Source organism: Budvicia aquatica DSM 5075 = ATCC 35567 (genome assembly GCF_000427805.1).
In the GTDB taxonomy this organism is placed as follows: Bacteria; Pseudomonadota; Gammaproteobacteria; order Enterobacterales; family Enterobacteriaceae; genus Budvicia; species Budvicia aquatica.
Genome location: NZ_KE386585.1, coordinates 293,784 through 306,095 on the forward strand (window position 1 = coordinate 293,784; position 12,312 = coordinate 306,095).

Annotated in this window: 13 protein-coding genes; 4 read left to right on the forward strand and 9 right to left on the reverse strand. The window is 47.3% G+C overall.

Going from position 1 to position 12,312, the window contains the following annotated elements:
• The 6 genes from YWE_RS0123325 to grcA all read right to left on the reverse strand — a co-directional run bounded on the left by YWE_RS0123325 (position 1) and on the right by grcA (position 5,113).
• On the reverse strand, positions 1–987 hold the full coding sequence (locus YWE_RS0123325; protein ID WP_029096620.1) for a DUF979 domain-containing protein: 987 nt from the start codon (positions 985–987) through the stop codon (positions 1–3).
• Positions 984–1,703 carry a DUF969 domain-containing protein gene (locus tag YWE_RS0123330; RefSeq protein ID WP_029096621.1) on the reverse strand — a complete coding sequence of 240 codons (720 nt, stop codon included), beginning with the start codon at positions 1,701–1,703 and terminating at the stop codon, positions 984–986. Before YWE_RS0123330 ends, YWE_RS0123325 begins: the two co-directional genes overlap by 4 nt.
• Positions 1,704–1,780: 77 nt before the next feature.
• Positions 1,781–2,530: a 5-oxoprolinase subunit PxpA gene (pxpA, locus tag YWE_RS0123335; RefSeq protein ID WP_029096622.1), complete on the reverse strand. Its 750-nt coding sequence runs from the start codon at positions 2,528–2,530 to the stop codon at positions 1,781–1,783.
• Positions 2,531–2,569: 39 nt separating this feature from the next.
• On the reverse strand, positions 2,570–3,550 hold the full coding sequence (locus tag YWE_RS0123340) for a 5-oxoprolinase subunit C family protein (RefSeq protein WP_029096623.1): 981 nt from the start codon (positions 3,548–3,550) through the stop codon (positions 2,570–2,572).
• Complete coding sequence (gene pxpB, locus YWE_RS0123345) at positions 3,547–4,200, reverse strand: 5-oxoprolinase subunit PxpB (RefSeq protein ID WP_029096624.1); 654 nt, start codon at positions 4,198–4,200, stop codon at positions 3,547–3,549. Before pxpB ends, YWE_RS0123340 begins: the two co-directional genes overlap by 4 nt.
• A gap of 529 nt (positions 4,201–4,729) precedes the next feature.
• A complete protein-coding gene (gene grcA / locus YWE_RS0123350; protein WP_029096625.1) occupies positions 4,730–5,113 on the reverse strand; it encodes an autonomous glycyl radical cofactor GrcA in 384 nt (127 codons plus the stop codon).
• A 400-nt stretch (positions 5,114–5,513) separates the two neighbouring features.
• On the opposite strand from grcA, the gene ung reads away from it, so the two are divergent.
• Positions 5,514–6,191 (forward strand): uracil-DNA glycosylase, encoded by a 678-nt coding sequence (gene ung, locus YWE_RS0123355; protein ID WP_029096626.1) that lies wholly within the window; start codon positions 5,514–5,516, stop codon positions 6,189–6,191.
• Positions 6,192–6,301: 110 nt separating this feature from the next.
• Here the strand turns inward: ung and YWE_RS0123360 are convergent, their stop codons facing one another.
• Together YWE_RS0123360 and grpE are read right to left on the reverse strand one after the other, a co-directional pair.
• A complete protein-coding gene (locus YWE_RS0123360; RefSeq protein WP_029096627.1) occupies positions 6,302–7,702 on the reverse strand; it encodes a cytochrome-c peroxidase in 1,401 nt (466 codons plus the stop codon).
• A 338-nt stretch (positions 7,703–8,040) separates the two neighbouring features.
• Positions 8,041–8,622 carry a nucleotide exchange factor GrpE gene (grpE, locus tag YWE_RS0123365; protein ID WP_029096628.1) on the reverse strand — a complete coding sequence of 194 codons (582 nt, stop codon included), beginning with the start codon at positions 8,620–8,622 and terminating at the stop codon, positions 8,041–8,043.
• Positions 8,623–8,747: 125 nt separating this feature from the next.
• On the opposite strand from grpE, the gene nadK reads away from it, so the two are divergent.
• The 3 genes from nadK (at position 8,748) to bamE (ending at position 11,987) form a co-directional block, all read left to right on the forward strand.
• On the forward strand, positions 8,748–9,629 hold the full coding sequence (nadK, locus tag YWE_RS0123370; RefSeq protein WP_029096629.1) for an NAD(+) kinase: 882 nt from the start codon (positions 8,748–8,750) through the stop codon (positions 9,627–9,629).
• A 97-nt stretch (positions 9,630–9,726) separates the two neighbouring features.
• The gene (gene recN, locus YWE_RS0123375; protein WP_029096630.1) at positions 9,727–11,388 is read left to right on the forward strand and encodes a DNA repair protein RecN; all 1,662 of its coding nucleotides are present in this window, start codon (positions 9,727–9,729) and stop codon (positions 11,386–11,388) included.
• Positions 11,389–11,567: 179 nt separating this feature from the next.
• Positions 11,568–11,987 (forward strand): outer membrane protein assembly factor BamE, encoded by a 420-nt coding sequence (gene bamE, locus YWE_RS28500; protein WP_084167184.1) that lies wholly within the window; start codon positions 11,568–11,570, stop codon positions 11,985–11,987.
• An 87-nt stretch (positions 11,988–12,074) separates the two neighbouring features.
• Here the strand turns inward: bamE and YWE_RS31595 are convergent.
• The coding region (locus YWE_RS31595) for a transposase (protein WP_029096631.1) at positions 12,075–12,312 on the reverse strand (238 nt) is incomplete at its 5' end.

Genomic DNA, 12,312 nt, shown 5'->3' on the forward strand with positions numbered 1-12,312 from the left:
TTAACGAAATACGATGAAATACATCAGCAGGATATTTGCAGCCAGCAGAACCAGCGCAGTCGGCGTTTGTATTTTAATAACTTTATATTTATCAATCAGTTCTAGCAGCGCCGCCGGAACAATATTGTAGTTTGCCGCCATCGGCGTCATCAAGGTGCCACAATAGCCGGCCAGCATACCGATAGTCACCAACGGCGCAGGGTCCGCGTTTTGGCCGATAATCAAGAAAGGCAAAGCAATACCCGCAGTCATTACCGGGAATGCGGCAAATGCATTTCCCATAATCATGGTAAATATTGCCATGCCCACACAATAGATAACTACCAGCATAAAACGGCTATCCGGATTCACAAACAGACTGACCACCTGTTGTACCGATTTGCCCGTTTGAGCCGCAACAAAGACGCCCCCTAACATCGCCAGCATCTGAGGCAAAATAGCAGCCCACCCGATTGCATCCACTAAGCGCCGGGATTCACGTACAGCTTGAAGCGGAGTACCGCCGGTCATCGCCCAGCCGACTAAAATGGCACACACGCTTGCCACGCACAGCGCGGCCAGCGTCAGCTGTTTTTGATCGAGCAGATAGATGCCACCGATCTCAACGTTCTTAAGCATCACGGTACACAACACCGTGATTATCGGAATCAATAACGCAGGCAGGAAGAGCTTATTCCCTAATTTATTAGCTGAAGCCTGACGCTCAGCCGCGGTACGCAGTTTATAGGTCCCGGCCGACAGCAGCCCGCAGCCGGCAATCAAAGAAATAATAATCACCAGGCTCCCGATAATTCGATAGGCTAACGACTTACCGAGGGTGGCCACCATCAGATCGCCGAACAAAAAGACTGAGCCAAATAAAAACCAGAACAGCGCGGTGGTCAGTCGTTTAGGGTTACCTTTATCACGCAGCGTCATACCCACTAATAGCATGACAATCACGCCGACTAAGTAATAAATTTCATTAATGGTGAGTAGAGTCTTCATGCTTTCACCCCATCAACATCTAACCGTTGCCAGGCTTCCACATCGCGCCGAATGCTGGCATCAAGCCTTACCAGGCGCGTCATATGAATAATCAGGGCCGCAATTGCGGTAGGAATTGCCCACAGGCCAAGATGTAGCGGTTCAATATTAACAATGCCATTTTCCTTGAGGAAGGCATCCATCAGTAACACCGCTCCGAAGGCAATAAAGATGTCTTCGCCAAAGAATACCGCAATATTGTCACAGGCTGCGGCATGAGCCCGAATTTTGTCACGAATAGGCTGGGGTAAATCGCCATATTTAGCGACCGCAGCACCTTCAACCATCGGCGCTAATAGCGGCCGAACCGTTTGCGCCTGCCCGCCAATATATGTCAGGCCTAAAGCGCCCATCACTTGACGAAATACGAAGTAAAGCATCAGTATTCGCGCTGACGTGGCGTTAGCCATACCGGCAATCCAGTCTTGGGCTCGCTCTTTAAGGCCATAGCGCTCCAGCAAACCGATAACCGGTAGTATGAGTAAAAATGTTGCTAACGCCCGACTGTTAACGAACTTCTCGCCAAAGGTTTCTAACAGCATACCGAAGTCCATCCCTACCGCCAGCCCGGTAGACAAACCGGCAATGGTAACAACCAACAGCGGATTAAACTTTAAAGCGAAACCGGCTACCACGATCGGTATTCCGATCAGCGGCAGCAATGATGCCATGTCCATAAAATTTCCTTCTTATTCGAATGATGATGTAATGTTGCTACTGTTCTGTTTTTATAATTTTTAGTCTGATACCAAACTTACGCGTTATACGGTGCTCTGATGGCGACCTGTTGTTGCGTAAGCTGGTCGCGGATACGGCGGGCAAACGCCAACGCATGAGCGCCATCTCCGTGCAGACAAATCGTTCCGGCGTTAACCGCAACCCAACGGCCATCAATGGCACACACCTTCCCTTCTCTGACCATGGTTAAGGTCTGAGCTAATGCCTGTTCTTCGTCTTCAATCAGTGCCCCCGGCGTACCCCGCTTCACCAAACTGCCGTCAGCACAGTAACCACGATCGGCGAACACTTCTTCGACAGAACTCAAACCGGCACGCTTAGCCGCGGCAATCATTTCACTGCCGGCAAGCCCGAACAGCACCAATTGCGGATCCAAATCACTTATGGCCGCAACAATAACCTCAGACAGCCGGGCATCTCTGGCGGCCATGTTATACAGCGCCCCGTGAGGCTTAACGTGAACCACCTTGCCCCCCTGAGCTTGGGCGATCGCCATCAGAGCGCCAATCTGGTACTGAACTCCGCTGTATATTTCGTCATCGGGCAGCGTCATTTCAAGGCGACCAAAATTATCCCTGTCCGGAAAACTGGGATGTGCGCCAATGGCAACGCCCTGTTGAATGGCCCAACTGACGCACTTTTTCATCATCAACGGGCTGCCTGCATGCCAGCCACAGGCGATATTGACCGAACTGACCAGCGCTAATAAAGCTTGATCAACGCCGTTATCTTGTTCACCAAGATCGGCATTCAGATCAATCTGCAAATGGTGACGTTCACTCTGTGGTATTACCATGACTTCCTCCTATTTCGCCGCAGGCAACCAGCCCGTTGCCATTTCAATTTGCCGCAGGTATACATCGTCTTGACGTAATGCCTCACGGGCCTGAGCGATATCACATTCAACAAACTTAATGGTGCGGTTAAAACGTAACTGGGCGAGTTTGCTAATATCTGCTTCAATTACCACGCCAATCTTGGGGTATCCTCCGGTCGTTTGGGCATCAGCCATCAGGACAATCGGCTGGCCGTTGGCCGGCACCTGAATAACACCCGGTACTACGCCGTGAGATAATAGTTCACAGGGCTGTTTGAGCGTCAGGGCTTCACCATTTAAGCGAAACCCCATGCGATTACTTTGGGAAGTTAACAGCCATCGATGATTCCAGAATTTTTGCTGAGCTTCCTCGCTAAACTGCGAGTATTCAGGGCCGGGGATCACACGAACGGTTATGCCATCAACATCCCCATGCTGGTACCAGTAAGGCGGGCGAACGCCAAAGGAATTTGTCCCCTGTATTGCAATATTTGACGGCGTGAGTTGGCCTACTGCCAGCCGGTCACCGTCATTTAACGCCCGACCATGGTGTCCGCCAAATCCGGCCTGTAAATCTGTTGCCAGCGAATCTAATTGAACAGCAGCATCAACCCCGCCCGAAACCGCAAGATAGCTGCGCATGCCATGGCGCGCAGCTGCGCTAAGCCGAAGAATCTGCCCGGCGCGCACATTGACACTCCACCAGGGCAGCAGAGCTGTGCTATCTAGGGTTGCTGCAAAGTTAGCACCGGCTAAAGCAATGCGGCAGTCAGCGGTAAACTCGATTTCACACGGACCAAGGGTAAACTCGATAACTGCGGCATTACGTGAATTTCCAACCAGCAAATTAGCGATAGCCATCGCGATACGGTCAAGCGCGCCGGACCGGCAAATACCAAGGTGGCGAAAACCACGGCGGCCTGAATCCTGAACTGAATTAATCCGGCCGGCGCGAAGAATATGAATCACAACAACACCTCGCGGGCAGTAAAGTGCACCCGGTCACCCGGCTGCAGTAATGTCGGTAAATCAGAATCAGGATCAAACAGGCGAACATCACTGCGGCCTATAAGCTGCCAGCCCCCGGGCGAAGCTGCCGGATAAATTCCGGTCTGGCTACCACCAATGCCAACAGAGCCGGCGGGTACCACTAAGCGAGGTTCAGCCCTGCGCGGCGTATTTAACTGTGGATCTAATCCCCCGAGATAGGGAAAGCCCGGCTGAAAGCCAATAAAATAGACAATGTAATCGGCAGCAGTATGGCGCTTAACCACTTCCATCGGAGGCAATCCGGTATGACGCGCTACGCTCTCAAGGTCCGGGCCACTGTCACCGCCATAATTAACCGGGATCTCAATATCTCGCCCTGAAAGTTTATTCACGGCGGGCGCATCCCACAGTAGCCTCAGTTGCTCGGTGAGTAACCCGGCATCCGCATTCAACGGGTCAAACAACACCGTCATATTATTCATGCCCGGCACCACATCATAGACGCAAGGCCACAGCCGCACTTGTTGCGCCATAGCCCAAATACGCTGCTGACATTGTAGTGAAACATTCGTCCCGGCATTTAATGTCAGAGCACCTTCACCCAGCGTTTGTATAACCACCTGAATCATTAAAGCCGCTTCCTTGAAAAGAATAATGTTGTTGCGTTGAAATAAAGATAAATAACACAAAAGCACAAAGGCCCGGCGTTACAGCGCAACGCGGGCCTATATCACAGGCGGGGTTGTTGTCTTTTTTATTGCTGTTCGGTCGAAAATTCAATATCAACTATTGATAATTAAATGTCAAAAGCTGCGACGCCATTGCGTTGTTTTCTAGCGGTACAAAAATTCAGATTAAACAGCTCGCTTAGCACAACTGACCGGAGAGACCGGCTATAACTAGCTTTTTGTTAAAGGAATGGGGGCGTTTTATAAGCGTTAGATTTTATTTTTCACAGCAGTTTAGTGATGCCGCTCACACTAATATATCCAGATAGCCGGCGATGGCAGCCGATAGTCGAAACGGTAGCGTGGTAATAACCGGTGATGAAAAAGCAGGTTTTCGCGGGAAATAATTTATAACACACTGTATTTTTTACAAAAAAAAGAGGCCACCATAAAGGCAGCCTCCGATCAATTCTATGATAACAGCGGAAAATTACAGGCTTTCAGTGAAAGTACGAGTAATGACATCACGCTGTTGTTCCGGAGTCAGTGAGTTAAAACGCACTGCATAGCCAGAAACACGAATAGTCAGCTGTGGATACTTCTCTGGGTTATTCACAGCATCTTCCAGCGTATCGCGGCTCAATACGTTTACGTTCAGGTGTTGGCCACCTTCAACGCGTACGGTTGGCTTAACTTCCATAGGAACTTCACGATACTCGATTTTGCCTAACTCGCTAACCGGAACGACTTGGTCTTCAGAGTAGTCAGCTTTTGCACATACGCAACGGGCTTCAGCAGCTTCATCATCTAACAGCCAAAAAGAGTTTAACAGCGCTGAGTTATCAGCTTTAGTAATTTGGATACCAGTAATCATGTGGTGCCTCCATTGATTTTAATTAATTAAGCCACCGCGATTTTCCGGGGCAACTCTTTATCGAATTGGTTTAATGCTTAACGTCAGTAATACATAACTAACGTAATTTTTATCTTATATATCAGTGAAACAGGATAGTTTCTTTGATTTAAATCAAATTAATTTTGGTGAAAAATAATTATAAAAACACAGCTTTTTGTTTTACATCAAGTTTTACCATTTTTATAAGCTTAATTATTTTTGTAAATTTTCAACTTTTTTTTATAAAGCCTGACCAACTATCCGCTATAGACGTTATCCTAAGATCATAATAACCTTAGGGCAGCCGAATGATTTATCCGCCATAATTCCCCTATTTCCCCAAAGTGGAATCAACAATGAGAAAGAAAGGAGAACGCCCATGGGCTCAGGACTGACATGGCATGATGTGATAGGACAGGAAAAACAACAGCCCTATTTTCAAGATACTCTCAAGTTTGTTGCCAGTGAAAGAGCGGCAGGAAAAACGATTTATCCGCCACAAAAAGACGTATTTAATGCGTTCAGCTCAACCGAACTTGAAAATATCAAAGTGGTTATATTAGGGCAGGATCCGTATCACGGCCCCAATCAGGCCCACGGTCTCTCCTTCTCTGTTCTGCCGGGTATCCCTGCACCGCCGTCATTGGTCAATATGTATAAAGAACTGATCACCGATATTCCCGGCTTTGAGCGCCCTAATCATGGCTATTTACAGAGCTGGGCTGAGCAGGGTGTGATGTTACTTAATACGGTATTAACCGTTGAAGGCGGCAATGCCCATTCTCACGCCAAGCTTGGTTGGGAGACGTTTACCGATAAAGTCATTGCCGCTATTAATGACAACCGTGAAGGCGTGGTCTTTCTGCTATGGGGCTCTCACGCCCAGAAAAAAGGCCGAATCATCGATCGCAATCGCCATCATGTATTGGCTGCACCACACCCGTCACCGCTTTCAGCTCATCGCGGCTTCTTAGGCTGTAAACATTTCTCTCAGGCCAACGCATTATTAGCGCAACAGGGTCTCCAGCCCATTGACTGGCACCTGAAGAATCTGTAACTACTGATTGAATTATGCGTTGTTCAACAAAAAGGCCGCGCAAAAAATGCGAGGCCTTTTTATCATTCAGCATTCAGTTAAGGTATTTACCTCACCGACGCAGCAGCAAACTATAACTTAGTCGGCTGGTCTAACTTATATTCACCGGTCAAAGACTTGAGGAATGCAACGATATCATCCACGTCTTTTTCAGGTAAGGTTGTTTCTAACTGATATTTCAACATCATATCAACAGCGTCTTTTAACGAATCCATACTGCCATCATGTAAATATGGGCCTGTCTGTTCGATATTTCTCAGCGTCGGAACTTTAAAACGATTACGGTCACGTTCAAAGGTCGTGAAGTTAAAGCGCCCCAGATCAACCTCAGCGATTCCTTTACCGCGGGCAGCAAAGTAATCTTCCTTCAGGCCCATCATTTCAAACGACTGACCGCCCAGATTTTTACCCACGTGACAGGTGCCACACTTGTTATCTTTAAACAGCTGGAAGCCGTGTTTTTGCTGAGCCGTCAGTGCGTTTTCATCACCTTTCATATAACGGTCAAACGGGCTATTTGGTGTGACCAACGTTTTCTCAAACTCAGCGATGGCATCAGTGATGGTGTCTGCTGAATAACCTTGCGGATAAACTTCAATAAACGCAGCGGTCAAATCAGGATCTTTCGCCAGCTTACCAATAATTTGATCCCAAGATTCAGATCCCATTTCTATCGGGTTCAACGGCGGTCCGCCAGCCTGTTCTTGCAAGTTTTTAGCCCGGCCATCCCAGAACTGCTCTACGTTATACACTGAGTTAAATACGGTAGGCGCATTGATTGGGCCCATCTGGCCGTTAATGCCTTTTGACGTGACCAGATTATCTACCCCACCGGCATCAAGCTTATGGCAAGTTTCACAGGAAAGAGAGTCATCACCGGACAGGCGAGTGTCGTGGTATAGAATCGACCCCATGGCAACTTTCTTAGGGTCGGTTGGCATCGGTTCAGGAAGAGGCTGAACAACCTCGTTTTTAAAGGCTTCGCTCACGCCTTTAGTCACATAGTATTGAGCGCGCTGTTGCTCGGCCCAGTTCAGGATTTTTTCACGGTCTTCGGCACTCAGGCTACCGCTCCAGTGGACGGCGGTATAGCGAGTTGGTGGCATAGTTTGATCATAAACGGCGCGCTCAATTTTAGCTAAATCTGATTCAGGCGCGGCAGTTCCATTGACTAAGCTATCCATTGTCGCTTCTAAATTAAAATGGATATAACCTTTTCTAACGTCATATTCCATTAATTGTTTAGCAATCGGAAATGATGCATAGAATGGCATTGGTGCATTGCCAGTGTGGCAATATTCACAGCCACGCTGATAAAAAATTTCTCGTATTTGTGCATCACCTTTAGGTGTTGCTACTGTTTCAATTAATTTAGAACTTCGATTACTGTCATAATTATAGATATAAGTCGCGATGCCTAAATAACCGACAACGCCTACCGCACATGCCCCCAGAAGCAATTTTTTTATCATAGTTTCCTCACATAATTCCCTGTATTAGTAAAATGCCATGAGAAAAATCTATCTCATGAAGAAAATCACAGGGATTATCACTGGTAAGGCAGATATCAAATTGATAAGGATCAAGTATGACCTGTAGTAGAACCTATCATTGGAATAGGCTTAGTCTATCAAAGGGTATTTAATTACGAAGGCGTGGTAAAAAATAAATGGCAAACAAGAGATTAAGCCTGATTAAATAAATAACAAGGCTGAAAGATAAGTGTGAGATAGCGCATATTAGAGATGCTTATCTCACACTTAAATATTACCCGGCAAATATCAGTCAGGCTAATCGGTTAATAGAATCACTATTTAGCCACGGCAACCATTGCTGGGCGAATCAGACGGCCGTTAAGGGTATAACCCTTCTGCATCACCATCATAACGTGGTTAGCCTGGTGCTCAGCCGATTCTAACATCGTCATCGCCTGATGCAGCTCCGGATTGAAAGGCACGTTGGTCTCTTCAACCACATCAACCCCGAACTTACGCACGGTATCGAGCATTGACTTAAGCGTCAGTTCAACGCCTTCGATCAACGGAGTCAGATCGGGATTTTGTTTATCCGCCGAGGCTAAAGCGCGTTCCAGGTTGTCGATGACCGGAAGCAACTCAACTGAAAATTTTTCCAGAGCAAATTTATGCGCTTTCTCAACGTCCTGTTCCGCACGACGACGAACGTTTTCAACATCGGCGCGAGCACGTAATACATTCTCACGCTCCTGCTGTTGAAGCTGAACCAACTGCCCTTCTAACTCAGCAATTCGTTCAATAAATTGATTATTTACATCAGTCTCTGCGGCCTGTTGAGTGCCTTCCACTTGCTGCTGATCATTTAATGTTTCTTCTGAGACTTGCTCATTAGGTATATTCTGTTCTTTACTACTCATGTAAATCTCCGCAGTTTGGCATTACGCTCGCTTGTTCGCTTATATTATGGGGATGAAAATTGACGAATCAAGGAAGACGTTCATATTGTATAGGCGCTATTGTCGCATCTGACAGGAAAAATTAAATGAATAATAAAAAATTCAGTTGCATCGGGCTGGTAGGACACCCTCGTCACCCCGCGGCATTAGCCACTCACCGGACACTTTATCATTGGTTAAAAAGTAAAGGTTACTCCGTCATTATAGAGCAACAAATTGCCAGCGACCTGGATATTGAATCTGCAACCGTCGGCAGCTTAGCCGAAATCGGGCAAGAGGCTGACCTTGCGGTGGTGATTGGCGGCGACGGTAATATGCTAGGAGCTGCCCGCGTGCTCTCCCGATATGATATTCAGGTTATCGGGGTTAACCGCGGTAACCTTGGTTTTCTGACTGATTTAAGCCCGGACAACGTGCAGCAACAGCTGGCTGAAGTTCTGGAAGGTGAATATATTAGTGAGCAGCGTTTTCTGCTGGAAACTCAGGTTTACCGGGCAAATCAGCCAACCCGCATCAGCACGGCGATTAATGAGGTGGTTCTCCACCCGGGTAAAGTCGCCCATATGATTGAATTTGAAGTATATATTGATAATAACTTCGCTTTCTCTCAGCGCTCTGACGGCCTGATTATTTCTACGCCAACCGGTTCTACCGCCTACTCATTGTCTGCCGGCGGCCCGATCTTAACCCCAACGCTGGATGCCATTGTTTTGGTCCCGATGTTTCCCCACACATTGACATCACGCCCCTTGGTGATCAATGGCAGCAGCGTGATTAATTTGAGGTTTGCCCACTATAGCCGCGACTTAGAAATCAGCTGTGATAGCCAAATCGCCCTGCCGATTCAGAAAGATGAAGAAGTTATCATTAAGCGCAGCGACGCTCATTTAAATCTTATTCATCCTAAAAATTACAGTTATTACAATACGCTAAGCACAAAACTAGGATGGTCGAAAAAATTATTCTGATAAAATGAAAATCTGACTTTACTGTATATAAAACCAGTTTATACTGTATGAAAACACAGCTATAAATAAACTGTATGTACAATGAGGGAAGACCATCATGCTGGCGCAATTAACCATTAGTAATTTTGCTATTGTTCGCGAGTTGGAAATTGACTTCCAGTCAGGAATGACCGCCATTACCGGTGAAACCGGGGCGGGTAAGTCCATCGCGATTGATGCTTTAGGATTATGTTTAGGCAGCCGCTCTGAAGCCGCAATGGTTCGCAGCGGCGCTACCCGCGCTGATATCTGTGCCCGCTTCTCTCTGAAAGACACCCCTGTGGCCCGCCAATGGCTGGAAGAAAATCAGCTCGACGACCAACAAGAATGCCTGCTGCGTCGGGTAATCAGCTCTGACGGCCGCTCGCGCGGCTTTATCAACGGTACCGCGGTACCTGTTTCCCAGCTTCGGGAACTGGGGCAGCTGTTAATTCAAATACACGGCCAACATGCACATCAGCTGTTACTCAAGCCGGAACACCAAAAACACCTGCTCGATGCCTATGCCCATCAGACCGGATTATTGTCTGACATGCAGCAAGCCTACCAACGCTGGCATCAAAGCTGCAGCCTGCTGGCGATGCATCAACAGCAAAGTATCGAACATGAATCCCGACTTCAACTACTCCAATATCAGCTTAAAGAGCTGAATGAATTCGCCCCCGTAGCCGGCGAATATGAGCTGATTGATGAGGAATACAAACGGTTAGCCAACAGCGGCCAGCTACTTTCACTCAGCCAGGAAACGCTGCAGGTTTTGGCTGAAAATGACGATCACAACGTACTCAGTTTACTCAATCACGCCAAGCATCAACTGCAAGAGCTAGCGTCAATTGATGACAAAATGACCAGCCTGCTTTCAATGCTGGAAGAAGCATCTATTCAGGTCAGTGAAACCAGTGAAGAATTACGCCACTACGCAGAACGTATGGAAATGGATCCGGTACGCCTGTATGAACTAGAGCAACGCCTGTCTCGTCAGTTGGCCCTTGCACGCAAACATCACATTGCGCCGGAGCAGCTACCTGAACTTCATCAACAGCTGCTTGATGAAAAAACACAAATGGCTCAGCAAGAAAGCGACTACGAAGAGTTAAGCGCAGCGGTAGTATTACATCATAAACAGGCGTTAGACGTGGCTAAGCGCCTGCATATTCAACGTACACACTATGCAAAAGAGCTGTCGGGGCTAATCACTGACAGCATGCACTCACTCTCTATGCCCCATGGTCAGTTAGCCATTGACGTTAACTATCAGCCGGAGCATCTTAATGCCGAAGGTGCCGACAGAGTTGATTTTCGGGTAACCACCAACCCGGGCCAGCCACTGCAAGCGCTGTCTAAAGTGGCATCGGGCGGTGAACTATCGCGTATTGCCCTTGCCGTGCAGGTTATCACTGCTCAAAAAATGGATACACCGGCATTAATCTTTGATGAGGTGGATGTGGGTATCAGCGGGCCAACGGCAGCCATCGTCGGCAAACTATTGCGTCAGCTCGGTGAGTCGACTCAGGTGATGTGCGTTACCCATTTACCGCAGGTTGCCGGCTGTGGTCACCAACACTTTTATGTCAGTAAACAAACCGACGGTGAAGAAACTGAAACTCAGATGCAACTGTTAGATAAGAATGCTCGTTTGCAAGAGCTGGCACGCCTGTTAGGCGGCAGTGAAGTGACCAAAAATACGTTGGCCAACGCCCGTGAATTATTGGCCGCCTGAGGCTACAATAAAAAATAAAACACAAAAAATGAGTATTAAAACCAACTTTTTACTCATTCGGGAGTCAAAGCAGAGCGAATAAATTTTGAAATATGGCCCAAATTCAAAACACTAAAGGTTTCCAAACGTCGCAAGGTCTATTATCATCGACAGCTTACGCTCTAAAGGAAAGTAATATTATGCGCTGCAAATTGCTGACTGCCGCTGTAGTGGCTCTTGTCATGTTGACTACCGGTTGCTCCACGTTAGAAAAAGTGGTTTATCGACCAGATATTAACCAAGGGAATTTTTTAACACCGACTGAAGTAGCCAAGCTGCAAGAAGGCATGTCCAAACAGCAGGTTATTTATCTCCTTGGAACACCACTGGTTCAGGATCCTTTTGGTTCTGACACTTGGTTTTATATCTTCCGTCAACAGCCTGGCCACGAAGATGTTAGCCAACAAACTGTCACTTTGACATTTGATAGTGGTGGCACACTGACCAGTATCAACAACGATACTTCTCAAGTGATTAATCGAGATTCAGACGCAGAATCAGCACCGGAGCCAAAAGCCGAGCCTGAGACTGAGAAAAGCTCATTTTTCGACTGGTTCTGATTTCAGATAAAAAGAAAGAAGACGCCTTAGGGCGTCTTCTTCAGACTGCTGACGAACCCCATGTTTTTTACATGGGGTTCGTTCTTTCTAGCGACCGAAGGTCGCGATCGCGATATTTTTTTGCCTACATTCATTTTGTCTGTTTAGAGCCCTTGATAGCTTCATTATCAGTTGTAACCTCATCCAGGACTGCTTATAAAGCCAAAAAAGCGCCACCATCAGCGCTATCTTCTTCATATTCTGCGCTGTAGCCGCCAGAAGACACTGCATCTGCACTTTCATTAGTCCACGGAACCGGGCATAACGGTGACCATGATGTTGTTTT